The sequence below is a fragment of the Massilia sp. UMI-21 genome, assembly GCA_015277795.1.
In the GTDB taxonomy this organism is placed as follows: Bacteria; Pseudomonadota; Gammaproteobacteria; order Burkholderiales; family Burkholderiaceae_D; genus Telluria.
Genome location: CP063848.1, coordinates 2,895,946 through 2,921,806, shown reverse-complemented (window position 1 = coordinate 2,921,806; position 25,861 = coordinate 2,895,946). Strand labels below are relative to the sequence as shown.

General features: G+C 60.4%; 20 protein-coding genes. 2 read left to right on the top strand and 18 right to left on the bottom strand.

Going from position 1 to position 25,861, the window contains the following annotated elements; genetic code table 11:
- Positions 1-340 precede the first annotated feature (340 nt).
- From IM543_13050 to cadR, 3 genes are all read right to left on the bottom strand, one after another.
- Complete coding sequence (locus IM543_13050; GenBank protein QOY92551.1) at positions 341-1,294, bottom strand: bile acid:sodium symporter; 954 nt, start codon at positions 1,292-1,294, stop codon at positions 341-343.
- 115 nt (positions 1,295-1,409) lie between these two features.
- Complete coding sequence (locus tag IM543_13045; GenBank protein QOY92550.1) at positions 1,410-3,338, bottom strand: FTR1 family protein; 1,929 nt, start codon at positions 3,336-3,338, stop codon at positions 1,410-1,412.
- 130 nt (positions 3,339-3,468) lie between these two features.
- Positions 3,469-3,897, bottom strand: a complete 429-nt coding sequence (gene cadR, locus IM543_13040) for a Cd(II)/Pb(II)-responsive transcriptional regulator (protein ID QOY92549.1) — start codon at positions 3,895-3,897, stop codon at positions 3,469-3,471.
- 90 nt (positions 3,898-3,987) lie between these two features.
- Between cadR and IM543_13035 the strand changes: the two genes are divergently transcribed.
- Complete coding sequence (locus tag IM543_13035) at positions 3,988-6,417, top strand: heavy metal translocating P-type ATPase (protein QOY92548.1); 2,430 nt, start codon at positions 3,988-3,990, stop codon at positions 6,415-6,417.
- A gap of 89 nt (positions 6,418-6,506) precedes the next feature.
- Here IM543_13035 and IM543_13030 read toward each other — a convergent pair whose 3' ends face one another.
- The 15 genes from IM543_13030 to IM543_12960 form a co-directional block, all read right to left on the bottom strand.
- Complete coding sequence (locus IM543_13030) at positions 6,507-7,103, bottom strand: SIS domain-containing protein (protein ID QOY92547.1); 597 nt, start codon at positions 7,101-7,103, stop codon at positions 6,507-6,509.
- Positions 7,100-8,059, bottom strand: coding sequence for a cation transporter (locus IM543_13025; GenBank protein ID QOY92546.1), 960 nt, complete (start codon positions 8,057-8,059; stop codon positions 7,100-7,102). Before IM543_13025 ends, IM543_13030 begins: the two co-directional genes overlap by 4 nt.
- 42 nt (positions 8,060-8,101) lie before the next feature.
- Positions 8,102-8,287 carry a hypothetical protein gene (locus tag IM543_13020; GenBank protein ID QOY92545.1) on the bottom strand — a complete coding sequence of 62 codons (186 nt, stop codon included), beginning with the start codon at positions 8,285-8,287 and terminating at the stop codon, positions 8,102-8,104.
- Between the two features lie 46 nt (positions 8,288-8,333).
- Positions 8,334-8,924, bottom strand: coding sequence for a hypothetical protein (locus tag IM543_13015; protein ID QOY92544.1), 591 nt, complete (start codon positions 8,922-8,924; stop codon positions 8,334-8,336).
- Between the two features lie 48 nt (positions 8,925-8,972).
- Entirely contained in the window at positions 8,973-12,137 is a 3,165-nt protein-coding gene (locus IM543_13010) for a CusA/CzcA family heavy metal efflux RND transporter (GenBank protein ID QOY92543.1), read from the bottom strand.
- A 14-nt stretch (positions 12,138-12,151) separates the two neighbouring features.
- A complete protein-coding gene (locus IM543_13005) occupies positions 12,152-13,375 on the bottom strand; it encodes an efflux RND transporter periplasmic adaptor subunit (GenBank protein ID QOY92542.1) in 1,224 nt (407 codons plus the stop codon).
- Positions 13,372-14,676, bottom strand: coding sequence for a TolC family protein (locus IM543_13000; GenBank protein ID QOY92541.1), 1,305 nt, complete (start codon positions 14,674-14,676; stop codon positions 13,372-13,374). Before IM543_13000 ends, IM543_13005 begins: the two co-directional genes overlap by 4 nt.
- 114 nt (positions 14,677-14,790) lie before the next feature.
- Positions 14,791-15,117 carry a cobalt-zinc-cadmium resistance protein gene (locus tag IM543_12995; protein QOY92540.1) on the bottom strand — a complete coding sequence of 109 codons (327 nt, stop codon included), beginning with the start codon at positions 15,115-15,117 and terminating at the stop codon, positions 14,791-14,793.
- Positions 15,118-15,203: 86 nt separating this feature from the next.
- Positions 15,204-16,124 carry a cation transporter gene (locus tag IM543_12990; protein QOY92539.1) on the bottom strand — a complete coding sequence of 307 codons (921 nt, stop codon included), beginning with the start codon at positions 16,122-16,124 and terminating at the stop codon, positions 15,204-15,206.
- Positions 16,125-16,355: 231 nt separating this feature from the next.
- Positions 16,356-16,706 (bottom strand): hypothetical protein, encoded by a 351-nt coding sequence (locus tag IM543_12985; protein ID QOY92538.1) that lies wholly within the window; start codon positions 16,704-16,706, stop codon positions 16,356-16,358.
- A 339-nt stretch (positions 16,707-17,045) separates the two neighbouring features.
- A complete protein-coding gene (locus IM543_12980) occupies positions 17,046-17,417 on the bottom strand; it encodes a four-helix bundle copper-binding protein (GenBank protein QOY92537.1) in 372 nt (123 codons plus the stop codon).
- A 303-nt stretch (positions 17,418-17,720) separates the two neighbouring features.
- The gene (locus IM543_12975; GenBank protein ID QOY96665.1) at positions 17,721-18,155 is read right to left on the bottom strand and encodes a copper-binding protein; all 435 of its coding nucleotides are present in this window, start codon (positions 18,153-18,155) and stop codon (positions 17,721-17,723) included.
- A gap of 140 nt (positions 18,156-18,295) precedes the next feature.
- The gene (locus IM543_12970) at positions 18,296-21,472 is read right to left on the bottom strand and encodes an efflux RND transporter permease subunit (GenBank protein QOY92536.1); all 3,177 of its coding nucleotides are present in this window, start codon (positions 21,470-21,472) and stop codon (positions 18,296-18,298) included.
- Positions 21,469-23,073: an efflux RND transporter periplasmic adaptor subunit gene (locus IM543_12965; protein QOY92535.1), complete on the bottom strand. Its 1,605-nt coding sequence runs from the start codon at positions 23,071-23,073 to the stop codon at positions 21,469-21,471. Before IM543_12965 ends, IM543_12970 begins: the two co-directional genes overlap by 4 nt.
- Complete coding sequence (locus IM543_12960; GenBank protein QOY92534.1) at positions 23,074-24,417, bottom strand: TolC family protein; 1,344 nt, start codon at positions 24,415-24,417, stop codon at positions 23,074-23,076.
- A gap of 907 nt (positions 24,418-25,324) precedes the next feature.
- On the opposite strand from IM543_12960, the gene IM543_12955 reads away from it, so the two are divergent.
- The gene (locus IM543_12955) at positions 25,325-25,675 is read left to right on the top strand and encodes a hypothetical protein (protein ID QOY92533.1); all 351 of its coding nucleotides are present in this window, start codon (positions 25,325-25,327) and stop codon (positions 25,673-25,675) included.
- The last annotated feature ends 186 nt before the right edge of the window (positions 25,676-25,861 follow it).

Genomic DNA, 25,861 nt, shown 5'->3' with positions numbered 1-25,861 from the left:
TGAACACAGAATACGTCAGTTACCAAAGCGAGCGCGCACATATCAAACAAGATCCAGGTAAGAGGCTTGGATTAGGGCTGCCGAGCACTTGCAGTAAACTGCCAGGACAACGCAAGCATGGAGGTTTTCGGGAGGCTTGAAGAACGAATTGATCCATCGCCAGAGGTATGCGACCAGGGCCAACGCTGAATCGGCAATTACAAAATAAATCAAGATTTTCTGGAACCGCCAGCGGCGCCATTCGCGTCTCGACTATCTATCGCCAGCATCGTTTGCCGAAAAGATCAGCAGACGGCAGCTGGCTGCTTGAAACGGACGTGTCCACGATTGACAGTACACCTCACTTGACCAGGGCAGGAATTGCACGGACGTAGACCAGTTCACTGCCCAGTTCGCTCAGGGTTTGTGTGATCACAGCCGCCGCCGCAATTCCACGCAAATCTTCGGGTAACGCGAGCGCGAGTGGCAGCACTACCAGGGAATTGCGCGTCGACGCGCTGAAGGTCACGGCGCGAGCCGCTGCTACCGGCAGTTTAAACATGCGCGACGTAAAGGCTCCTATCAGTGGGGCGAGCACCATGAAGCCAATATAAACCGGAATGACCGGCACCAATTGCTCGATCTCCCTGATGATCGCCCCGATCTGCGAACCGATGACGACGACCAGCACTGCGGCCATGGCAGGGACCGGAAGCCAGGCCCATCCGGCATTCCATTTCTCGACGATGGACGATCGCTTCGCCAGCCCGGCAGTAGCCACTGCAAGCAACAGCGGAGCCACGATCAGCAGCAGGAATGCGTCGACAAACGGCGCGACAGCGATGACGACCCCGGATTCTCCGCCAGTCATTACGCTGAGGTAGATGGGCAGAAGGAGCAGCTGAAGCAGAAGCAGGATTGGCGTAGCGGCCAGGGTCAGGCGCGAGTCGCCCTTCCCGAGATGGGTGAATACGACCACGTAGTCAATACATGGGGTCAGCAGGACCAGGAGAGCGCCGATGAGGAGCGCGGGATGATCGCTCAGTCCACGCGTCAAGACCCATACCAGAAGCGGTATCAGCACAAAATTGGCGACCAAAACTGCAGATATGTACGCTCTATTACCCAACCCCTGCTTTAGCTCGAGAAAGGGAATCTGCAGAAACATCGCATACATCAGGACCGCAATGGCAGGTGTCACCAACAGGTCAAGCTTGGCCGCAGCGTCAGGCGCAAGGATCCCCCCAAGCACGGCCAAGGCGGCGCTTACAACATAGACTGGAATCTGATTCCGCTCCAAGCTTTCGCGGTTCAAGCTGTTTACCTCCCGGCGATAACGTGATGATTGCATGCGTCAAGCCAGGTAAGGCTCAAGCCGAAGATTGCTCCGGCTGGCATCGGTCGCGATGCCAGCTGCGAGCGTCCGCTTGTTATTTGCGGACCTTCATCAGATTGAAGCCGAAGCCAAGACCAGCCGCCAGGAGCAGGGCCAGTTGCGCCGCATAAGTCTGTATCGTCGGGTAGAGGCCCAGAACAGGCATGCGCGGTCCCGAGACTGGCGTGGCCGTCAGCCATCCGGCTTCCTGCAGCCCTGCAATCCCTTTTCCGACCAGGACAACTGCCAGGGCGGCCACCAGCACGGAGCTGAACGAGAAGAATTTGCCGATCGGCATGCGTGCACTGGTACGCAGGAAAATCACGGCAATCACCGACAGCAGGACCAGGCCTGTAACGAATCCTGCCAGCAGGGCGGGGCCGTTGCCGTCGGCGGCGAGCGCCGAGTAGAACAGGACCGTTTCGAAGACTTCCCGGTATACCGCGATGAATGCCAGGGCAAACAGGGCCCATGCGGAGCGTTTTTCCATTGCCGCCGTCAGATGCTGCTTGAGGTAGGCTTGCCATTGTCCAGCCTGGCCTTTCTGGTGCATCCATAGCCCGACCGACAGCAGCACCGCTGCGGCGAAGAGCGACGACAGGCCTTCGGTCACTTCACGGCTTGCGCCACTGATGCTGACCACATAGGTGGCTACCACCCAGGTCAAGGCGCCGGCGGCCAGCGCCGAGATCCAGCCTGCGTGCACGTAGTGCAAGGCCTGTGGACGCTCCGCTTTGCGGAGGAACGCGACCATCGCGATCACGATCAACAGGGCTTCGACACCTTCGCGCAGGAGAATGGTCAACGCGCCCACGAACACCGTCGTCGCGTCGGTCTTGTTCGCGCCGGTAAGCTCCTCGACACGTACGAAATACGCGTCCAGCTGCCCGGCATATTCGGTCGCACGCAACACATTGCCTTGTGCAACCGCGCCCCGGTACAGCTGCATGGTTCGCTCCACGTCCACCAGGAGCTGGCGGTCCGTCGCGTCGAGCCTGGCCTCGAGCGGCTCGAAGCCGTCCAGGTAAGCCGATAAAGCAAGCTCGGTGGCCTTCGCCCGCTGGTTATTCTTCAAGGCATCCAGGCTGTCCTGCAGCAGTTTGCGCGCAAGGACGATGCCCTTGCGTTCCTGCTGCTCCTGTACGGCCTCGGGGTGGATGCGTGCGTAGGCCAGAACCGCCCGCGCGGTCGACGGTGAGCCTGCCTTCGCCAGTTCTTCTTCGGTTGCCGTCACTAGCGTGTTCATGTCGGGAATCGTTGCGGACGCGGCGTTGTTCTGTGCGAATGCAGACTCTCCGGCTGCGATGTCCGTGTCCTTGAACGCCAGGCTGCCGACATAGAACGCCAGAGACCAGCGGTCATGCTCGGACAAGCCTGCAAAGGCCGGCATCGATGTGCCCTCGACACCCTGGCTGATGACCTGATACAGGGCCATGAGAGAGCGCGAGCGGGCTCTTTCCTCATCGGTAAATGCGATTGGTTTGGGTTCGAGCTTGGCCGCGAGTGCCCCATCGCCGGCGCCGGCCGCTCCATGGCATGAAGCGCATTGCGCCTGGTACAGCGCCGCACCGCGGGCCAGATCGGGCAGGGCGCGCGGCGCAACAGGGAAGGGGTAGGCCTGCAGCAGCAAACGGTTTGCCTCGCGCGCAAGCTGGGCAACCTGTTGCGGCGACTCCTTACGCTCGACCGCCTGCTTTAGTTTGATGGTGGCAGCTGCCAGTTCTGCATGCAGGGGATGCGGAGGCAATGCCTTCACCTGGTTCTGCGCGCGCGTCGAGAACTCCTGCATTTCGCCGTATTCGAGTTCGCTGACAATCGCTCCGTTCTGGACCGCGCCGGCGTAATCGACGGCGACATAATCGAGCAACTGCCAGAGCTGTCGGACTTCTGCTTCCGATGATGTGGGATTAGCGTGTGTCGTACCGATCACGCAGCAGCAGAACATTACGAAGGCGATTAGCCGACGCCAAATGGGGTACGTCATATCGGGATACTTGTCTTCAGGTTCGAGAACCTGATATTAAACACCTTCTAGCTACTTGAAGGTCAAGCGCATTGTTCCGGCTGTTCGCTGATTCGGCAATGCAGTGATGGCGCGGAAAGTCCAGGGCTGGTCAATGGCGCCCAAGCCTTGCTGGCTCGTCGCAAGCGTCGGCAGTGCCGAGCGCCTGCAGGATTTCACATGGGTTTGTGCTGTTGGTGGCGACGCAACGGCTTCTGAGGTCTCTGAGCTGCGCTTCCAGTACTGACAGGTTTGCTATACGGTCGACGATGTGCCCGATGTGCTTGTCGAGCAGCGCGTTGACGCTCTCGCAATTTTTTCCCGGCGCCTCGCGAAAATCGAGCAGCGTCCGGATCTCATCGAGTGTCATGTCCAAGGCGCGGCAATGCCGGATGAACAGCAAGCGCTCAGCGTGAAGCTCGTTATAGGCTCGATAATTGTTTGCCGACCGCTCTGGCGGGGCAAGCAACCCGATGCGCTCATAGTAGCGGATGGTTTCAACCAAGCAGCCCGAGCGGTCTGCCAATTCGCCAATTTTCAAGAGAAATCCCGGTACGTTAACTTAATGCTTGACCCCGTACCCGCTACAGGGTGTTCAATGGGAACTATACACAGTTCTCAAGGAGTCGTCATGTCGGAATGCCAGACCAAATCATGTTGCGAAAAATCTGCACCGATCGAGACCGCGGGTGCCTCATCTGCAGCCCTGGACCGTTCCCTTGTCATTCGCATCGACCAGATGGACTGCCCGACAGAAGAGGGACTGCTGCGGCAAGCGCTCGGGCGCGTCGCAGGCGTCGGAAAGCTCGAGTTCAATCTTGTCCAGCGCCGCTTGCGGGTGGAGCATAGCCTCGGCGATCCACATGCGATCCTTGCAGCAGTACGGGCGGTCGGCATGGACCCGGTGGTTGAACAGACCGATGAGCAAAGCGGCTCAGCAGCCGGTACCATTTTCCGCATCGACAACATGGATTGCCCAACCGAGGAGACGCTCATCCGTAACAAGCTGTCCGGCCTGGCTCAGGTTGAACAGCTCGACTTCAATCTCGTCCAGCGTCGTTTGGTCGTCAGGCATAGTGGGCCGGCAGCGGCGATCCAGGATGCACTGACGTCCATCGGTATGCAGGCGGTGCTCGTTGCAGCGGGACAAGGACGAGCCGAGACGGTCCCACCTGCCTCCCGAAAGCGGCAGTATGCAGTCCTTGCCCTGGGCCTGGCCGCAGCAGTCGGTGCCGAAATCGTCGCATGGACGACGGGCGATGAAAACTGGTGGCCAGTCATCCTGCTATCGCTGCTTGCGATCGCGACGACGGGCTTGAACGTATACAAGAAAGGCTGGATCGCGCTCAAGAACCGCAACCTGAATATCAATGCCCTGATGTCGATCGCCGTGACCGGCGCGGTACTGATCGGGCAGTGGCCGGAAGCGGCAATGGTGATGGTCCTTTTCGCCATCGCCGAGATGATCGAGGCCCGCTCGCTCGACCGTGCGAGAAACGCCATCCAGGGCCTGATGGCACTGACACCCGAGCGGGTCAGCGTGCGCCTTGACGACGGTAGCTGGAGTGAACAGGACGCCACCACGGTCGCGATCGGCGCCCTGGCCCGTGTCGCGCCGGGCGAGCGGATCGCCCTGGACGGGGAAGTGACCACCGGTCAGTCGTCCGTCAACCAGGCGCCGATCACGGGTGAGAGCATGCCGGTACCAAAGACAGTCGGCGACAAGGTGTTTGCCGGCACGATCAATGAAACCGGCTCTTTCGAATACCGTGTCACCGCGGGCCACAGCAACTCGACCCTGTCGCGCATCATCCGCGCGGTCGAGGACGCGCAGGGCAGCCGCGCGCCCACGCAGCGTTTCGTCGACCGCTTCTCCAGCATCTACACGCCCATCGTGTTCGCCATCGCGCTCGGAGTCGCCCTCGTACCGCCGCTCATGCTGGGCGCCGAATGGATGCCATGGATTTACAAGGCGCTCGTCCTGCTGGTGATCGCGTGCCCCTGCGCCCTGGTGATCTCGACCCCGGTCACCGTCGTCAGCGGCCTGGCTGCCGCGGCGCGGGCCGGCATCCTCGTCAAAGGCGGCGTCTACCTGGAGCAGGGTGGCAAGCTGCGCTCGCTCGCACTGGACAAGACCGGCACGATCACCCAGGGTAAGCCCGAGGTGACGGATGTGTTGCCCCTGCAAGGCGATGCACAGACTCATCTGCAGCTCGCAGCCGCGCTCGCGGACCGGTCCGACCATCCGGTATCGACCGCGGTGAGCCGCTACTGGCAAAACTCGGGCCTGGACCTTCCCCTCGCATCCGTGACCGCGTTCGAGGCCTTGACCGGCCGTGGCACGAAAGGGCGGATCGACGGGAAATGGTACTACCTCGGCAATCACCGCCTGGTCGAGGAGCTCGGCATCTGCAGCACCGCGACGGAAAGCGTCCTGTCGACACTGGAGGGTGAAGGCAAGACTGCGATTGTTCTCTGCGATGAAACGTCGCCACTGCTGGTGATCGGGGTGGCCGATACCATTCGTGAAACCAGTCGCGAAGCTGTGGCCCAGCTTCACGGGTTGGGAATCCGGACGATCATGCTCACCGGCGACAATGCAGTGACGGCCAAGGCGATCGCACGGCAGGTCGGCATCGATGACGCCCGCGGGAACATGCTGCCCGAGGATAAGCTCTCTGCCATCAATGACGAAGTGGCGCGATTCGGTACCGTCGGCATGGTGGGGGATGGCATCAACGATGCTCCGGCGCTGGCCAAGGCCGATATCGGGTTCGCGATGGGCGCAGCGGGCACCGACACCGCCATTGAAACAGCCGACGTCGCGCTGATGGATGACGACCTTCGCAAGATCCCGCAGTTCATCCGCTTGAGCAGGCAGGCCGCTGCCATCCTCAAGCAGAACATCGTCGCCGCCTTGCTGATCAAGGCTGTGTTCCTGGTGCTCGCTATTGCAGGATCGGCTACCTTGTGGATGGCCGTGTTCGCGGACATGGGCGCGAGCCTGCTCGTGGTGTTCAACGGACTGCGGCTGCTCAAGAGCCGGGAGAAACGCGGCTAGGCATGGCGGCCGTGCGATGCCGGCTCGCCTTGTACCCGGCAGCCGCCCCCCATGGGGGAGGGGCCATTCTTGCGACCGTTATCCTGATCTTATGGTTTTACGACATAGTTGGCTGGTTGAAGGGTGCGCTCCACCAATTCGATCAGGATGTGAATCACCTTGATGTGGAGTTCCTGCACCCGGTCGGCATAGCGTCCCGCACTCGTGCAGATGCAGACATCGGAACTTTCCGCGAGCGCCGCGCCGGGACGCCCGGTCAAGCCAATCACCTTCATGCCCTTCGCACGGGCGGCTTGCGCGGCGAGGATCACGGACCGGCTGCTGCCGCTCGTGCTGATCGCAAACAGGACGTCGCCGGCGGCGCCATTGCCCTCGACGAAGCGAGCGAACACCTGCTCGTAACCATAGTCGTTGGCGACGCAGCTGATGTAGCTTGGGTCGCTGATGGCTACCGCTGCCATGGCAGGGCGGTCCTCGCGGAACCGCCCCGACAGCTCTTCCGCCAAGTGCATGGCATCGCACATAGAGCCGCCGTTACCGCACGAGATAACGCGGTGCCCGCTTCCCAATGCGTCGACGAGCAGGTTTGCACCGGCCTGGATATTGCCCAGCTGGGCATCGTCGCTGATGAGGCGATCAAGTGCATCGCGCGCTTCAACAAGATTGTTCCTGATATGGTCGATCATCGCTTTTCTCCCTCATGTTCATCGTGACCGGCATGGTCGTGGGATGCAGCCGGGCCGAAGCTGTGTTCCTCGACAGCCTGCTCGCACGGCGTTGTCTCGATCTGAATGGTGCAGTGGTGGATATCGTACTTGCTCGCGATGAGCTGGCGTATGCTGGTCAGGAGCGCTTGCGCGTCAGTGACGTCTTCACGTTGCACGACGTGTGCCGTCAAACTGGCCTTGCCGCTTGTGATCGACCAGACGTGCAGGTCGTGCACGCTGTCCACGCCCGGTATGCGCGTGATCGCGTCCTTGACTTCAGCAATGCCGAGACCCTCGGGGACGCCTTCGAGCAGCACGTTCATGCTTGCCTTGAGCAGCGTCCAGGTGCGGGGAAGCACCCATAAGCCGATGGCAACGGCGATCGCCGAGTCGACCCAACTCCAACCGGTATAGCGGATGACGAGGGCGCCGATGATGACGCCGATCGAACCGAGCATGTCGCTCCATACCTCGAGGTATGCGCCCTTGACGTTCAGGCTGCTGTCCTTGCCGCTCGATAGCAGCTTCATGCTGATGAGATTGACGACCAGGCCAAAGGCAGCAACCAGGAGCATCGTTCCTGACTGGATTTCCGGCGGGTTGTTCAGACGCTGGTACGCCTCATACAGGATGTAGATGGCCACCAGGAACAGCAGTATGGCATTGAAAGCCGCGGCCAGGATCTCGAAGCGGTAGTATCCGAAGGTTCGTTCGCTGTCGGCCGGCCGCTTGCCGATGCGGATCGCCGCAAGCGAGATCGCCAGCGCCGCGGTGTCGGTGAACATGTGCGCCGCATCCGAAATCAGCGCAAGACTGTTAGTGAGAATACCTCCGATGATTTCGGCTACAAGAAAAGTCGTCGTGAGAATGAGCGCTATCCAGAGCGGACGCTCATTCTGACCCGGCTGCGCTGCATGAGAATGTCCTGAACCCATCGTGCTCCCCTCACGTTGTGATGATCGTGTTGCTGCCTTCTCCTACTTTTTCTTGCCATTTTCCTTTGCACGCTTCCGAGGTTTCGGCCCGGGGCGCTTGTAACGGTCTCTGTACTTCAGCCAGCCGAGAAAAACCATAATCACCCCGACCAATGCAAGGCCGATAATGCCGAAAACTTCAAAGAGGTTTTCGTGCAATGGCTCTGGTGCCTGTTGTGGCAGTCTCATGTCACCTCCATTCGATGTTGTCCTTCACTTGCTTGCTTCCAGCCATTCAATCCAGCGTCTGGCCGAGATTGATCACGGTGCGCACACACAGGACCAGTACAGCTGCAAGTCCGGCGAGCGCGTCCAACCTTCCTGCAGCGATGCCCAAATCGCAAAAAGCGACGCCGAGCGCGAGTGCGGTCGGTACCGCGGAAAGAATTGCATCGACTCTGCTGGGGGCCTCGCCGGCGCTAGCCCGCCCACATGCCAATCCAGCCGTCGTGGCAATGGCGACCGATCCAGGCAGGGCAAACGCAGCAACGGCCACGGCATCGAAAGATTCTCCGTGAAAGATGCCATGCGTCCCCAGCGCGATCACGACCAAGACCATGACAACGCAACACATGCATAGAGCGATCTGCAGGACCGAGAACGCGACCTCGGTTTTGGGTCTCGTTTGCATCGTCAGCTTTTCGATCGATAACAGCCGGAACGCAATCGTTGCGGCGTGATGCGTAGCGGCTGCCACCAGGATAACGCTTTCAACAATGATTCCTCCCGCCGCGCAACTGGCGAAGGCCGCTCCATGCGCAGCGAGGTCCAGCCTGACAAGCCGGCGCCCGACCGGGAAACGCCGACCCGGATTGTCTCGACCCATATCGTCCTCTCTGAGTTGGGCCGCAAACGGCAGCTGCGGCCCATACGCTTACTGGACGACCACTTTCGCCGGCTTTACCGGTTCGTCATCAGGATCCTTGCGATGCGCGAGCCGATAGAGCAGGGGAAGAACGAGCAGCGTCAGTGCGGTCGAGGACAGGATCCCGCCGATGACGACGGTTGCCAGCGGCCGCTGGACTTCGGCGCCCGTCCCGGTCGCTATCGCCATTGGCACGAAGCCCAGCGATGCGACCAGGGCAGTCATCAGGACCGGCCGCAGTCGTGTGAGCGCGCCATGCGTGATTGCCGTGTCCAGGTCCATTCCCTCTTCACGCAAGGTCCGGATATAGGAAATCATCACGAGGCCGTTCAGGACGGCCACGCCGGACAAGGCGATGAATCCCACTGCCGCGGAAATCGACAGCGGAATTCCCCGCAGGGCCAGGGCGATGACGCCGCCGGTGAGCGCGAACGGGATGCCGGTAAAGACGAGCAAGCCATCCTTCACGTTGCCGAACATCGCGAATAGCAAGGTGAACACGATGAAGAGGGCAAGCGGCACGACGATCTGCAGGCGCTGGGTCGCCGACTCTAGCTGCTGGAAGGTGCCGCCCCAGCTGGTCCAATACCCCGGTGGGACCTTGACCTTGCCTGCGATGGCAGCCTGCGCTTCAGGAACGAAGGTGCCGATATCCCGGCCTCGCACGTTCGCACTCACGACGATGCGCCGCTTGCCGTTCTCCCGGCTGATCTGGTTGGGCCCTGGCGTGAAGTTCAGGGTGGCGACTTCGGCGAGGGGAATGTAGGTCGTTGCGCTACCTTCCTTGGCTGGCAGGGGAATTGGCAGCTGCCGCAATGCGTCCAGGTCGGTGCGCATCGCTTCGGGCAGGCGAACCACGATGTCAAAGCGGCGGTCACCCTCGAACATGGTGCCGGCTTCGCGCCCACCAGTGGCGATTGCCAGTGCTTCCTGCACGTCGCCGATGTTCAGGCCGTACCTGGCCGTCTTTTCGCGGTCGATATCGACGGTCAGCATCGGCAGGCCGCCGGTCTGCTCCACCTTGACCTCAGCCGCACCAGGCACCCGTTGGAGGACCTCGGCAATTTCCTTGCCAGTGGTTTCCAGCACGGCCATGTCGTCACCGAAGACCTTCACGGCGACGTCGCTGCGTACACCCGAAATGAGCTCGTTGAACCGCAGCTGAATCGGCTGCGAAAGTTCATATGCATTGCCGGCATACTTTTCCGCTTCCTCCTCGATCGCCTCGATCAGCTCGGCACGGGTCTTCCTTGGTGCCGGCCACGCGGACTCGGGCTTGAGCATGATGTAACCGTCCGAGATGTTGGGTGGCATCGGATCCGAAGCAATCTCGGCGGTACCGGTGCGGGCGAATACGCGATCGATCTCCGGGAACTTCGCCTTCAGGCCGGCCTCGAGCTTCTGCTGCATCTCCACCGACTGGCTCAGGCTCGTGGCAGGGATGCGAATCGCCTGCAGCGCGAGGTCGCCTTCGTTCAGGTTCGGGATAAATTCGCTGCCCAGCCGTGTGGCCAGCAGTCCCGACAGGAGCACCAGCACGACGGCGCTGGTAATCACTAAGGCGCCGTTACGGAGGACCTTTTCGAGGGCCGGTGCATAGGCTCGCTTGGCCGCAACCATGATGCGGTTTTCCTTTTCCGTGACGCGCTTGCCGATGAACAGGGCGACGGCTGCGGGAATGAAGGTGATCGACAGGATCATCGCCCCGAGCAGCGCGACGACAACGGCAAAAGCCATGGGATGGAACATCTTGCCTTCGACGCCTGAAAGAGCAAAGATCGGCAGGTACACCACCATGATGATGAGCTGGCCGAACAGCAGAGGGCGACGCGCTTCTTTTGCAGCCGCGAACACCTCGTGGAAGCGTTCGGTAAGGGTCAACTGGCGCCGGTGGTGTTCCTGCGCGTGCGCGAGGCGCCGTACGCAGTTCTCGACAATGACGACCGCGCCGTCGATGATGATGCCGAAGTCGAGCGCACCAAGACTCATCAGGTTCGCGCTAACCCGGTAAGTCACCATCCCGGTAAAGGTGAAGAGCATCGAGAGCGGGATGACCAGGGCCGTAATAATTGCAGCGCGGATATTGCCGAGGAAGAGGAACAGGATCACGATCACGAGAACCGCGCCCTCGAGCAGGTTCTTCTTGACCGTATTGATCGCCTTGTCCACCAGTGTCGTGCGGTCGTACACGGGAATCGCCACTACGCCCTTCGGCAGCGAACGGTTCACCTCGACCATCTTGCTGGCCACTGCCTGGGAGACGGCCCGGCTGTTTTCGCCGATGAGCATGAAGACCGTTCCCAGCACGACTTCGCGGCCGTTCTCCGTTGCCGCCCCGGTACGCAGCTCGCGTCCGACGTCGACCGTCGCGACGTCACGCACGCGGATGGGAACGCCGTCGACGTTGCTGAGGATGGTGTTGCGGATGTCGTCCAGTGTGCGCACCTGGCCGGGCGCCCGGACGAGGAACTGCTCGCCGCGGCGCTCGATGTATCCCATGCCGACGTTGCTGTTGTTGCGGTCAATCGCATTGACGACGTCCGACAAGGACAGCCTATAGGAACTGAGTTTTGCCGGATCCGGGGCAATCAGGTATTCCTTTGCGAAGCCGCCGATCGAATTGATCTCGGTGACCCCGGGAACCTGGCGCAGCTGCGGCTTGATGATCCAGTCCTGGATCTCGCGCAGGTCGGTGGGCGTGTAGGGCGTGCCGTCAGGCTTTTTGGCCCCTGGCTCGCTTTCGACCGTCCATAGGTAGATTTCACCCAGGCCCGTCGAGATCGGCCCCATCATGGGCGTCACGCCGGGAGGCAGGTTTTCCCTGGCTTCCTGGATCCTCTGGTTGACGAGCTGGCGTGCGAAATAGATGTCGGTGCTGTCCTTGAAGATGACGGTCACCTGCGACAGGCCATAGCGCGACAGCGAGCGGGTCTCTTCGAGTCCAGGCAGGCCGGCCATCACGGTCTCGATGGGAAAGGTGACACGCTGTTCGACTTCGAGCGGCGAATAGCCGGCCGCCGAGGTGTTGATCTGCACCTGGACGTTGGTGATGTCGGGTACCGCGTCGATGGGCAGCTTCTGGTAGTTGTAGATGCCGACGGCGGCCATCGCAATGACGGCCAGCATGACTAGCCATCGGTGTTCGATGGCAAAGCGAATGATGCGTTCAAACATGTCCGGATCCTCGCTCAGTGTTCATGCTCGGCACTGCCCTTGCCCTGCTGGGCCTTCACGACGAAGCTACCGGTCGTGACATAGGGTGCGCCCGAGGCCAGGCCGGAGACGATCTCCGTCAGCTTTCCGTCGCTGACGCCGGTGGTCACCGGCTGGGCCTGGAACCCCTTGGCGGTTTTGACGAACACGACGTTCTTGCCTTCCAGTGTCTGCAGGGCGTCGGAAGCAACGGCAACCGCAGCGTCCTTCTGCCCACTGACCACGGAAACGTTGACGAACAGGCCGGGGCGCCATGCGAGTCCCGGATTGTCGATCACGACCCGTGCGCTTGCGGTCCGGGTCTCTTCGCCGAGAAGGTTGCCCACGTAACTGACCTTGCCTGCTACGGACGGGCCACCGGCTGCCGACCTGACTGTGACCGCTTGGCCGACGCGGACCGAGGCCAGGTCTTTCGGCGCGACCGCGATGTTCACCCACACGGTCGACAGATCCGAGACGAGGAAGACGTTCGCGTCCTCCTTCACTGCTTCACCCTGGGCGAGGTGTTTTTCGACGACGACACCGGTAAACGGAGCTCGCAGGACAAAGCGGTTGACCGCGCCGGCCGATACGTCCGCGCCGAGTGCGGTCAGTTTCGAGCGAGCCGCCTGCGACTCGATCTCGGCTTCGCGATAGGCCTGTTGGGCCTGGAGGTAATCCTGCTCAGCGGAGACCTTTTGTTCCCACAGCTTCTTTTCGCGCTCGTAGGTGATGCGCGCCAGCTCGAGCCTCTTGCCGGCAGCGAGCGCGGCACTGCGCAGGTCCGCCAGTTCGGCGCTGGCGATGACGGCCAGGGGTTGTCCCTTTTTCACATCCTGGCCAAGCGAGGCGGCAACCGATTCGATCACGCCCGCAACGCGCGGCACGACGTGTGCCGTCCGGTCTTCGTTGAAGCGCACCTCGCCGGGGAGGACAAGTTCGGTGCGAATGGCTGCCGGACCGGCCGTTGCAGTGGCGATGCCGGCGGTCTGGATCTGCTGCGGGCTCATTTCGATGAGGCCGGGCTCTTCGGCATGACCTTCTTCCTTCTCGTCGCCGTGTTCGGCCTTCGTCTCGGCGGTTTCCTCCGCGTGCTCGCCGCCTTCCGGTGCCGGAGTGCTATCGCTTTTCCAGAACACGATCAGCAGGGCCAGTACGATGCCGACTGCGATCACAGCCGCGATGGAAAGCGCCGATTTTTTGTCGATATTGAACTTCATGGGGTAATCCTGTTGGTATTGGTGGCGCCGGTGCCAGCGTCGGCAAATCGGCCAAGCTCCGCGCTGAATCGGTAGCTGTCGTAGAGTGCCTGTACGTACTGCGCGCGGCTTTGCAGCAGAGTGCGCTGGGCATCGAGAACATCCAGGAAGTTGAACTTGCCAGCCTCGAAACCGATGACGGCGGCATCGAAAACACGTTGCGCTTCCGGCAGAATTTCCTGCCGCATGGTGCGCACTTGGTCCCTCGCCAGCTGGGCGCGCTGATAGGTACTGGTCAAGGTCTGGTCGAGCCTCAGCTGCTGCGCATCGCTTTCGGCGCGCGCCTTGTCCGCACGGGCGAGCGAAGCTTGCAGATTGCCCTGGTTCCGGTTGAACAAGGGGAGCGGGAGCGAGACGCCGAGCACGGTTTGCGTTCGCCCCATCTCCTCATCCTTCTGGCGGCCGACGACAAGGGTGACGTCGGGCATGCGCTGCGCGCGGTCGACCGACACCTGCGCCTCTTCGCGCTCGACCTGCAGGCGTGCGCGCTGCAGCTGCGGCGAGCCCGCCAGGCGTGTTCGCAAGTCTTCAAGGGAAGGAACAGCCGCGAGCTCGTCTACTGGCTCGACCAGGGCCAGAGTTCCCGGCTGTGCCTGGCCCCAATACGCCGTCAGCAAGCCGCGCGCGATAAGCAGTTCGCCGTCGGCCTGGGAAAGGTCGAGGCGTGCAGTCGACTCGGCTACCTTTGCACGCGACAGTTCGACAGGCGAGACACGCCCGGCGGCAACACGCTTCTCAGCCGCCGCCCTTGCTTTTGACGCAATGTCGAGCGAGGTTTGCGCAAGGCGTACCTGTTCCTGGGCGCCCAGCGCGTTGAAATAGGCGGCAGTGACGTCAGCGCGTAGTTCGGCCCGAGCCACGCTTGCGGCCGCAAGTGCAAGCCGGCTGTCGCGCTCGGCGAGCTCCACGCGGGCGCGCCGCTTGCCGCCAAGCTCGACCAGCTGGCTCAGCTCGAAGGTACGGGTTCTCGTACCGCGCTGCGTTCCCTCGGTCGTGTAGGAGATTGTGGGATTTGGCAGTAATCCCGCCTGGCGGCGCCCGGCGCCGGCGATGACGATGTCCAGGGCGCTGGCGCGCAGGCTCGGGTTGGCGGCCATGGCCATGTCGACCGCCTTTTCGAGGGTCAATAGCGTGCCGGCGGCGGGTACGGTGGGAACAGCGGCCGCGCGCCCGACTGGCGGATCGCCAGCCAGTTGTGCGGCCGCAGGGAGCGCCCATGCCAATAGCACGAGCGACCCAACAACAATACGTTTGGGGTGCATGAATAAACTCCGAAAACAATAGGCGAAGGATATTCAGCGACGATCCGCATCAGGAGTGCCGTGACGACACTCCTGAGAGACATTAAGACTGACTAGTTACGAGTCGCCGCCGAATCAGACGACGGCAACCCATTGGGGCCGCTCGGGCGGGGCCACATCGATAGAGGAGAGGCGAAGCAGGGGGGAGATGGGTGCAATGCGCAGAGGTTCGGAAACCGCGGCCATGACAGGCAGCGCCTCGAACGTCAGGGGCGTGTGGGTACAGGAAGTGCAGTGCGAATGCAGCGTCCCTGTTTTCGACTTGGATGGCTGGTCGAGCGAACTGAAAGCCTCTTGAGCAGGCTCGTCGTGCGACGCATGGTGGCCAAGATGCTGTGCAGCGCGGCCGGTTTCGTGCTCGCAATACTCTGCCACGACGCTCCAGCTAAGCTGAAGCATCATGATTGTAAGCACAAGGTAAATAAACCGGCGGGTCATAGGAAAAGTATAGCATGGCCTCATGCAATGGACTGCGCTCTTGTCATTCTTCAGTCCTGCCGCCTTTGTCGAATCTCGGACCCTGTACGTGTTTTCTCTTCAATATGGTCCATAGGCGTTCCGATGTCGATTGCAATGTGTTCAAAGGCCTTGTCGCCAATGAGGGTTGTCACGTGCGACTTGATCGACATGACTTTGTCTGGAAACGCTTTCTGCGAGACGATGACGTGGGTTGTCAGTACGTGCTTCTCGCCGTCGATCGACCAACTGTGGGTATCGTGTACATCGATGACCTCGGGAATAGCCCTCACCGCAGTTTCGAAGGCAGGAAGGTCAAAGGTGGACGGAGTCCGCTGCAGAAAAACTTCGAAGAACTTCCGGAGATTGCGGAAAACGTTCCACAACACGAAGAGCGAAATACAGATCGATAGGGCCGGGTCGATCCAGGGGAGGTCCCAGACTGCCATCACCGCTGCGCCGATCAGCACCGCAATCCAGCCGAGGGTGTCCTCCAGCAGGTGCCAACTGACGACTTTCTCGGTCAGCGACTCCCCCTTGCGAACACGCAGAACCGCTGCGCCATTGAAGATGACGCCAACCACCGCCAGAACGATCATACCCGTCGCGTTGACTTCCTCCGGATCGAGAAGGCGCTGCGCTGCGTTCCACAGGATAAAGCCGATGCCGGCAATCAATACGATAGCGGTGATCAGGCCGCCAAGCAGTGAGTATCGAGCGTAGCCGTAGGTGTCTTTCGGGGTGCTGCCGTGCTTTGAAAGACGATCGAAGTACCAGGCGAGTCCGAGCGAGATCGAGTCACCGAGGTCATGCACGGCATCGCTGAGAATGGCCACGCTATTCGTCCACAGTCCGCCGGCGAATTCGATCAGCGTAAACGTAAAGTTCAGTAGAAATGCAACCTTGAGGTTGCCGCTGCCGTTGTGGACGTTGTGGCGGTGCTGGTCTCCCATCCATCATTCCTCATCGGTAAATGCCAGTCGAATGGCTTATCAGACTCTTTAAAGTACTGTTGAGCATCCTACAGTTATGCGAATAAAAACGACGCCCGTAAGAGGAGGCTAGTCAAACTGTCTGCGATCGGCGGCCTCCTGCCAAGCGCCCGAAGATCGGAAGGTTGGTGTTCGCGGCCTTTTCGAATCGTAATGCGAAGCACGCCTTCATGGACGTCCGGCGCCTTGAAGCTAGGTCACTTCGTTCTGACGCTTACCTATACGCCGCTCTTGTAGTAGCCGCCAGGCGGCAGGGATCACAAACAGCGAAAGTAGCGGTGCGGTGACCATTCCGCCAATCATCGGTGCATCGATGCGCTGCAAGATTTTGGAGCCGGCCGCGCTTCCGAGATATTCGAACTGCCCCGACCAGCCGATGGCATAAGCTGGCGGCAGCGAGACGTTGTCGCGGACACGCTCCGGCATCGCACGAACCGCAGTGAGCAGGCCAACACCGCGGGCATCGACGTATACCCAACCTGACAGGCGCGCTTCCTCGCTTCGGATCGTTAGAGAACTGTCCATCACGACGACCGTCGTCACGTCGCCAAGACGAATCTGCGGGCCCAGCGGTGACGATCGGCAGCTAGCGCAGGACCTGGAATGAGTCGCGGTGGTCCTGCGGGTAGCGCAAGCTGATCGGGAAGCGCCGGCGCCCGTCGACGACTTCGCGGGCGTTGTCGCCACCGATCGCCGGACACCACTGTCTGGATGTCGGCCACGCTCATCCCATAGCGCGAAGCGCGCAGCCGGTCTATGCTGGCGCCGATATGAATTGGGTCGTGGGTTCGAAGGTCGCAAGTAGCAGCAATTCGACGGGATCACCCGCATAACGGCAGAGTCAACTTCGGGATCCGCGCCGCAGATCCCGAAAAAGGTACTTTAGTGGGCGTGAGTGCCTACGGAAGTTCCTTGACCACTGGTCGGCTGCATCATCCTGCGGCACTCGTCCGCACAGCGGCGGCAGGCGGCGGCGCAATCTTGGCAATGCTGGATCTGGTGGCTTGCGCATTCCTGGGCGCAGGCGTCGCAAATGTCGGCGCACAGCTGGCATAGCTGATGAGCATGCTCGGTTGCGCGGCTCATCAGCTGCGCGGCAAGACGGCAGATTGCCGCGCACTCGTCATCGAGCATAATGCAGCGCGCCATCATCCTGGGGTCCGTCTCCCGCAGGCACGCCGCGGCGCAGGTATCGCACGCCTCGGCGCATTCGTAACACGCCTTGATACACGACTGGAATTGACTTTGCACCATGATATTCTCCTTGAATGTACTCAGGGTTATGGGAGCCTCTTTGGGAACCCCGTCACGCTCTGCTGGCGAGTCAATCAGGTCAGGACGACAGCTCGTTGTGCCATTTCTCGGTTCTATTTACGCCACTTTCCAAAAGCGTTTGAACAAAACCCAAAACTGACACGTGACGCGTCTTCCTGAAGATGTAGTGCGCAAGATCATATTCAATCAACCTCAGCGCAATGGCATGTCGGAGGCTAGGAATGCCTTGGCCTGCCACCGCACTGAACAGCTCGGATACGAGCATGAACGCTCGCGTCCGCCTTATTTGACGGATGAGATGACGTAGTCCGACCCTTGCTGGGTGAACTCCACCTCAACTTTTTTGCCGACTACCAGCTTGTCAAGCAATGACTTGTCCTTAACGCCGAAGCTCATCGTCATTGGTGGCCACTTAAGCGTTTTCACCTGGTCATGTGCAAGCGTCACTTTGTCGTTTGCTCGATCGACCCCCTTCACTACAGCTGAGGTTTTGTGTACCACTCCATTCTTGGATGCACCTTGGGCTTTGCTATCGGCCGCTTTCTCCTTCATCATGTCCTTGCATGCCGACATATCCATACCCTTCATGTCCTTCATGTCCTTCATATCCATACAGGCTTGTTTCATGCCCATCCCCTTCATATCGGCAGCTTGACCGAAGGCCGCGCCGGAACTGGCCAATGCAGCGAGAAGGGACAGGGGGGCAAAACGTTTCATGAGATTTCTCCTCAAAGTGGGTAAAGTAATTTTCGTCCGTGAGCAGACGACATCCCAAATATCTTCTTCATGATCGTCTCCTTTAATGATTGAGTAATCCACGGAGACCTGGTCGACTCGTGCTATCCCGTCGTTGTAACTCATGTATTTTCATAGATGGCCTCCTTGGCTCCGGATTGACGGACGTTCTCTTGTTGTACCTCCCGACGGCGCATCAACATGTAGACCACTGGCACCACAAACATCGACAGCAATGGCGCGGACAACATCCCACCGACCATTGGCGCTGCAATACGCTGCATGATTTCCGAACCCGTGCCATGGGCGATCATGATCGGCACTAAACCGGCAATGATGACCGCGACGGTCATTGCCTTTGGCCTCACACGTTGAACCGCGCCCTCGCGAATAGCGTCTAACAGATCAGCTTCCGACGCCTTTCCTGCCGCCAGGCGGGCTTCCCAGGCATGTTTCAGGTAGAGCAGCATGATCACCCCGAATTCTGCCGCAACGCCTGCAAGTGCAATGAAGCCCACCGCGCTGGCGACCGAAATGTGGTGCCCAAGTATCCAGAGCAACCAGATACCGCCGGCCAGTGCGAACGGCAAGGTCGCCATGATGAGGATGGCCTCGTCAAAGCGCTTAAATGTCATGTAGAGAAGGATGAAGATTACCAATAGCGTTGCCGGCACCACGAACTTGAGCTTCGCACTGGCGCGTTCCAGGTATTCGAACTGACCTGACCAGGAAATCGAATACCCCGGTTGCAGCTTGACCTCCTTCGCGACAACCTGCTGCATGTCGCGCACCACCGAATTCATGTCGCGTCCTCGAATGTCGACGTACACCCAACCGGACAGGCGCGCGTTTTCACTCCTGAGCATGGGTGGGCCGTCATTGATGCGGATCTCTGCCACATCACCCAGGCGAATCTGTGCCCCGCGCGGCGTCAGGACGGGCAATTGCCGCAGGTTTTCGATGGAATCCCGGACCTCGCGCGGATAGCGGACGTTGATCGGGAAGCGCTGCAGGCCTTCCACGGTCTCACCAATGTTGTCACCGCCAATTGCCGCCGAGACGACGCTCTGCACATCGGCGATATTCAGGCCGTACCGGGCTGCCTGGTCGCGGCTGATGTTGACGTCGATATAGCGTCCTCCATTGAGACGTTCAGCCAATGCCGATGACACGCCCGGAACCTTCTTGACGATCCTTTCGATTTCACTGGCAACGCGATCGATTTCCTGCAGGCTGCTACCGGCCACCTTGACGCCGACCGGACTCTTTATGCCCGTAGCCAGCATGTCGATGCGGTTCCGGATCGGCGGTACCCAGATATTGGAAAGTCCAGGCACCTTGACTACGCTGTCCAGTTCCTCCACCAGCTTGTCCGTGGTCATTCCTGAGCGCCATTGATCCCTGGGCTTGAATTGAATCGTGGTCTCGAACATCTCCAGGGGCGCAGGGTCGGTTGCCGTCTCGGCCCGCCCTGCTTTGCCAAACACGCTTTGCACTTCGGGTACGGTTTTGATCAAGCGGTCAGTCTGCTGGAGCAGCTGCGACACTTTGCCTGCCGACAGTCCTGGCAGCGCCGAAGGCATGTACAGGAGGTCGCCTTCATCAAGAGGCGGCATGAATTCCCCGCCGAGCCGCGTCATCGGCCACACGGTCACAAGGGCAATCGCAGCGGCCGCGATCAGCGTCGCCTTGGGGAAGCGCAGCACCCCATCGAGCAAGGGGCGGTACACGGCAATCAAGAAGCGATTCAGTGGGTTCTTGTGCTCCTCGGGAATGCGTCCGCGGATCAGGTAGCCCATCAGTACCGGGATCAAGGTCACAGCCAGCCCTGCCGCCGCTGCCATTGAGTAGGTCTTCGTGAACGCAAGCGGCGAGAACAGGCGGCCTTCTTGCGCCTCCAGCGTGAACACTGGAATAAACGACAGCACGATGATCAACAGCGAGAAGAACAGCGCCGGCCCGACTTCGGCCGCTGCATCTCCAATGACCCGCCAGCGATCTTCTCCTTCCAGCTTCGTCCCCGGATGAGCGTGGTTCCACACTTCGATATGCTTGTGCGCGTTCTCGATCATGACCACGGCGGCGTCCACCATCGCGCCCACCGCAATCGCGATACCGCCGAGCGACATGATGTTCGCGTTTACCCCCTGGTAGTGCATGACGATGAAGGCGATTAAGATACCGATCGGCAGTGTGACAATCGCAACTAGCGCCGAGCGCAAATGGAACAGGAAGATTGCGCACACAATTGCAACGACGACGAATTCCTCGACCAGCTTGTCGCGCAGATTGTCTACCGCCCGTCTGATCAGGTGCGATCGGTCGTAGGTCGGAACGATCTCAACTCCAGGGGGCAGACTTGGCTTGAGAGCCGCCAGTTTCGCTTTCACCGCATCGATAGTCTCCAGCGCATTTTTCCCTGAGCGCATGACGATGACGCCACCTGCAACCTCGCCTTCGCCGTTGAGCTCGGAGATGCCGCGTCGCATTTCCGGACCCAGCTGGATTCGCGCGACGTCACCCAGCAGGACGGGAACACCGGCCTCCGAAGTCATCAGGGGAATCTTGCGGAAGTCGTCGAGCGACTGCAGGTAACCGCTCGCACGTACCATATATTCGGCTTCGCCCAGCTCGAGCACTGAACCGCCGGCCTCCTGGTTGGCCTTCTGCACCGCGTCGATGACCATGCCATGCGCAATGTTGTAGCCGCGAAGCTTCGCGGGATCGAGTACGATCTGATATTGCCGCACCATGCCGCCCAGGCTTGCGACTTCCGACACATTGGCGACCGTCTTGAGCTCGTACTTGAGGAACCAGTCCTGAAACGCGCGCAATTGCGACAGGTCCATCCTGCCACTGCGGTCGACGAGTGCGTATTCGTAGACCCAACCAACTCCCGTAGCGTCGGGGCCGAGCGAGGTCTTCGCCTGCGGCGGCAAGCGCGACTGCACCTGATTCAAGTATTCCAGTACACGCGAGCGCGCCCAATACGGGTCGGTGCCGTCCTCGAACAGGATGTAGACGAAGGAATCGCCAAAGAAGGAATAGCCGCGTACCGTTTTCGCGCCCGGCACCGACAGCATTGTCGTAGTGAGCGGATAGGTGACCTGGTTCTCGACTAGTTGAGGCGCCTGGCCCGGGTAGGATGTGCGGATGATCACCTGCACGTCGGATAAATCAGGCAGGGCGTCGAGCGGAGTACGCTGCAACGCGTAGATGCCCCACGCCGTGATCCCCACTGTTGCCAGAAGTACCAGGAAGCGATTCAGGATCGACCAGCGAATGAGTTTGGCGATCATTTCTTTGCGTCTCCCATAGCGGCAGGAGTGTGGGCGCCATGCTTGATAGCGGCGGCGCCCATGTCACCCATGCCCTGCATCGACGGTCCAGCAGGGGAAATGCTGGTGATCTGGAACGAGCCGTCCTTGGTTTGCTGGAACTCGAAGTTCACCGTATCGCCGATTGCCAGATTTTTCGGTGCGCCCGCCACCGGCACCTTGAATCCCATCGTCATTGCCGGCCATTGCATGCTTGGGATCGGATCGTGCGAAAGCGTAATTTCATCCTTGTCGATATCCTCGACTTTGCCTTGAGCGCGATGCGTCGTCGGGCCAGCGGTTTGCTGATTGCCTTCGGTTGGCACGGGGCCGCTTAGCCGGTTCGTGGTACCTCTCAGGCTGGCTTCCGAATCGATCAGGAACTGACCCGAGACAATGATTTTTTGCCCAAGGTCGAGACCTTTGAGAATTTGAGTCTGGCCATTGCTCTCGCGGCCGGTTTGGACGTCGACAGGGCTGAATTTGCCCTGACCTTGAGCGACCATCACAACACTGCGTGTACCTGTCTGGATCACCGCTTCCGTCGGGACCATCAAGGTTTCCGCGCTGGCTGCCGGCGTGAAGCTTACGGTCGCGAACATACCCGGCACCAGGCGTTGCTGTGGATTGGCGAGTTCGACACGCGCCGTCAATGTGCGTGTAGTCGCTTCAACTTCAGGCAAGATTGCGCTGACCTTGCCATGTAAGACAGTGCCTGGCAGCGCGGGGGTACGGGCTTCGACTCTGGTGCCAGGACGTACTTCAGCCGCCGCCGCTTCGGGCACCTCGGCGTTGACCCAGATTGTACTGAGCCCATTGATTCGGAACATCGGAGCGCCGGAGGCGAAGGTCATCCCTTCACGAACTGCGAGCTCTGCAACGACACCACTGATGGGCGCGCTGATGGTTACCCGAGGCTGCACCTTGCCGCTGGATTCGACACCTCGGATCTGCGCGTCCGTCATCCCGGCGAGGCGCATACGCTGCCGCGCGCCCTCCACCAGGCCGTCCGTCCCTGGACCTTTCATCTGCTTGGCCGTCAGATATTCTTCCTGCACTGCGACCCAGTCAGGCACATACAAAGCCGCCAGGGGCTGCCCCTTTTTCACCTGGTCGAGGGGTGCGCGCACGAAGAGCTGCTCGACGTAGCCGTTACTGCGCGCCTGCACGACGGCGACGTCACGCTCGTTGTAAGCCACGTTGCCGACAGCCTCCACGCTGGAGGCAAGCCTGCCCTTCGTGACTTCGGCGGTACGGATACCCAGGTTCTGTTCCACTCGTGGGCTGATGCTGACACTGCCCTCATCGCCAGCCTCGTCGGCATACACAGGAACGAGTTGCATATCCATGAACGGCGACTTGCCCGGCTTGTCGAATTTCTGGCCCGGGACCATCGGGTCATGCCAATAAAGCACCTTGCGTCCAGTAGCTTGATCTGCACCTGCTTCTTGGGCGGAGGGCGCCGATTGTGGAGCAGGGGACATCCCCATCCCGCGATTCATACCAAACTTGTAGAGGCCGTACCCGGCGGCGCTCAGTGCCGCAGCCACTAGCAGTACAGTTGTTAATTTTCTAGCATTCATTTAAAAATCCTTGTTCGCCCTGCTTCTCAATGGCTGGGTATGGCCGTATTGCGGGAAAAGAAAATTAAGTTGCGCCCACAGGCGATCGGTTTCCTGCCCGAGCTGTAAAGCCTGCAAGCGCACATCGATTTCACTGCGCCGCGCCACGAGGACGTCTGCCAGCGTGGCCTTGCCGCCACGGTAAGAGGCAAGCGACGCTTCTGTCCTGGAGCGAGCAAAAGGGATCAGTTCTTGCTCGTAGCGGATCTGTCGCTGCCTGTTTGTATGCCACTCGTTCAACATGGCCCGCACTTCAGCGACATGGGCGCGCAGCGCGTCCTCGCGTTCCGCCCTTGCTTGTTCGACCTGGGCCAGCTTCGACGACAGTTCGCGGTCCTGGCGGTTTTTCCGGTCCCACTGCAGGGGCACCGAAAGGCCGACCGATGCCATGTCCGAATACCCTGGACCGCGTTTTTGGACTGCGACCTCGATGCTCCAGTCCGCCTTCTTGTTCGCCTTTGCAAGCTGCGCTTCTGTCGTTGCGATGTCTTCCTGTTTGGCAAGCACGGCAAGTTCCGGATGGTGTCCGAGTTGGGCCTCGAGTGTAGCCTCGTCGAGGCGGATGGAGTCGACTGCCGGCTTGTCGCCGAGCGGCAACTGAGCCGCGTCGCCAATCCATCGGGCCAACACGATGTTGGCATTGCCGATGCGGCGCCTGATATCGCTTGCCTTGTCTTCCAGGAAAGCGAATGCGCTTCGTGAGTTGAAGATGTCTGCCTGGTTGCCCCGGCCGGCCCGATACGCCGACTCCGCCGCCTGGATCTCGAGCTTCGCCTGATCTAGCTGTTCGGCTATTGCGGTCGACATTGCTTCGGCGTAGTAACGGTCCAGCCAGGCCAGTGCGGTCTCGCGTTCGATTGTCGCGGTCGTGGCAGATTTTTCCGCCACCGACTTTTCCGCTTCGCGTTCAAATCGTTGCGCACGCAGGCGACGTTTGTCGGTACGCGTCAGCTCTTGCATCACGCCGATGCGTCGCATCGTCATGAAGTCGCGCGTCATGCTGAAGCGATCTTGTCCATTGATCGGTAGATTGTCGACACCGAGCTTCAGGACCGCATCGGGGAGCTGACCGGCAGCGACTGACATCTCCCGTGCAGACTGGACAGCATGGTCCTTCGCCGCCAACAATCGGGATCGCTCGACTGCCTGCTGCTGGGCTTCAACCAGCGACAGTACCCGTTCGCTGGCAACGGTGGCGTTGGTAACGACGACCGATACTGTGAATACAACAAAGAGGACTGCTCGGAGAGGCCGAACAGCCGGACGAGGCGCGGGGTGGCGCGCTTTGATATCTCGGGAAAGCATGAAACCTCCAGAATGCATTGAGTAACATCGCTCGCGCCGACGCGTAGCGATGAGGAATCAAGCAGACTGAAGGATCAAATTCGGAAGCAGCAGTTGCGAATGGCTATAGGCGGAGCCGTCGCGCGCGCGAGGAAAGCAGGAGCTGACCTGCCGAGAAAGCGCTCGAATGAAATTACTTCCAGGTTTATCGGAAGACCGTAGCCGACAGCAACGAAAGCTGCCAAAGGTGGCGTCGCAGGCTTGTCGAGCGATTGCTTAGCTGTCTGGTGGGACGCATGGCACAGATTCGGCTGTTCCTTATCCATGTCTTCGCATGGGACCATATCGGCTGGCATTGTCTGCACAGACGAGGTCATCTGACGGTCATGCCCCAGACCCAGCGCTGGGCACGCATAAGCCGACACAGCGAGTTGCATAAACAATATGCTGAACAGCACTATTGTCGCGGCAATTAGTCGAGATGTGCGTGGAAGTCTCATGGTCAGTTCGAAGTCTAGGCTCGCCCTATGTCTTTGTCAATTGAATGGGCCTTCATGGAAACGCCGTATCTGCCCCAGGCATGCAGGGTGTGACGAGGAATTATTGATCGTGTCTTGTCGGAAGGAGCAAACTCAAGAACTCGAAGACATACCTGCCGGATTTCTGGGCCGAGGCGGTGAAGCTGCTGGAGCAAGGATTGTTCAGGAGGAAGCGGCCCAGCGGATCGGGATCCCGAAAGGGACGCTGGCGAACTGGGTGAGTGCGGCGAAGAGCCGCGCGGGCAGCGCCACGGAATTGTGTGCACGCTATGCCGGGAGCATGCTACATTGACCATATGCGCGCCAGGCTTCGAACATTTTTCTTGTGCCTACTCATCGTCTCCCTCCCTTTGCAGAGCATTGCGGGAGTGGCGAGGTTCGAGTGCGGCATGGCGCATCATCCCTTGGCCGCCCACGCTGACCATGCCGCTGGCATGCCGATGGAGGCGACGGTGGCCGGTGAGGGACAAGATGGCGGGCACGATCATGCCGCCGCGCCGGCGCAGAGAGTCGCAGCGCAGGATGAAGACTGCGACGATGACGGCGCGCACGCGCGATCTGGCTGCGGCACCTGTGCAAATTGCTCCATCGGCGCCTATGCGCCACCGCCTGTAATGGCCGTGACTGCGGTCGAGGAAGCGGTCAGCACTGCCCTGCAATTTTCCTTGCCTTCGTTCCCCGGGCATATTCCTGCCCGGATCGAACGCCCCCCACGCACTGCCGCGTCAATCGCGGCGTAATCCTTCACGGCTAACGCCGGCGATGCGTTCCTGATTTGCGGAAGACCGGCCCGTGCCTGCGCTCGCGCCTGCGCGAATGAGTCAACCTGACCGGGCACGCGTTCAAACAAATCAGATCAAACAATCGAGTCGTGCCCTGTTGGCTATCCGCCGCGGGGCAGGTGTGTCCGCGTCCCTGGTTACCGG

Bases quoted from the DNA above. Each gene is read 5' to 3' on its own strand.
- IM543_13045 (QOY92550.1), bottom strand. From the start codon at position 3,338: ATGACGTACCCCATTTGGCGTCGGCTAATCGCCTTCGTAATGTTCTGC.
- IM543_12990 (QOY92539.1), bottom strand. From the start codon at position 16,124: ATGGGAGACCAGCACCGCCACAACGTCCACAACGGCAGCGGCAACCTC.
- IM543_13005 (QOY92542.1), bottom strand. From the start codon at position 13,375: ATGAAGTTCAATATCGACAAAAAATCGGCGCTTTCCATCGCGGCTGTG.
- IM543_13020 (QOY92545.1), bottom strand. From the start codon at position 8,287: ATGAGACTGCCACAACAGGCACCAGAGCCATTGCACGAAAACCTCTTT.
- IM543_13030 (QOY92547.1), bottom strand. From the start codon at position 7,103: ATGATCGACCATATCAGGAACAATCTTGTTGAAGCGCGCGATGCACTT.
- IM543_13035 (QOY92548.1), top strand. From the start codon at position 3,988: ATGTCGGAATGCCAGACCAAATCATGTTGCGAAAAATCTGCACCGATC.
- IM543_13025 (QOY92546.1), bottom strand. From the start codon at position 8,059: ATGGGTTCAGGACATTCTCATGCAGCGCAGCCGGGTCAGAATGAGCGT.
- IM543_12975 (QOY96665.1), bottom strand. From the start codon at position 18,155: ATGAAACGTTTTGCCCCCCTGTCCCTTCTCGCTGCATTGGCCAGTTCC.
- IM543_12955 (QOY92533.1), top strand. From the start codon at position 25,325: ATGGCGCATCATCCCTTGGCCGCCCACGCTGACCATGCCGCTGGCATG.
- IM543_12970 (QOY92536.1), bottom strand. From the start codon at position 21,472: ATGATCGCCAAACTCATTCGCTGGTCGATCCTGAATCGCTTCCTGGTA.
- IM543_13000 (QOY92541.1), bottom strand. From the start codon at position 14,676: ATGCACCCCAAACGTATTGTTGTTGGGTCGCTCGTGCTATTGGCATGG.
- IM543_13015 (QOY92544.1), bottom strand. From the start codon at position 8,924: ATGGGTCGAGACAATCCGGGTCGGCGTTTCCCGGTCGGGCGCCGGCTT.
- IM543_13010 (QOY92543.1), bottom strand. From the start codon at position 12,137: ATGTTTGAACGCATCATTCGCTTTGCCATCGAACACCGATGGCTAGTC.
- IM543_12965 (QOY92535.1), bottom strand. From the start codon at position 23,073: ATGAATGCTAGAAAATTAACAACTGTACTGCTAGTGGCTGCGGCACTG.
- IM543_12960 (QOY92534.1), bottom strand. From the start codon at position 24,417: ATGCTTTCCCGAGATATCAAAGCGCGCCACCCCGCGCCTCGTCCGGCT.
- IM543_12995 (QOY92540.1), bottom strand. From the start codon at position 15,117: ATGATGCTTCAGCTTAGCTGGAGCGTCGTGGCAGAGTATTGCGAGCAC.
- IM543_12980 (QOY92537.1), bottom strand. From the start codon at position 17,417: ATGGTGCAAAGTCAATTCCAGTCGTGTATCAAGGCGTGTTACGAATGC.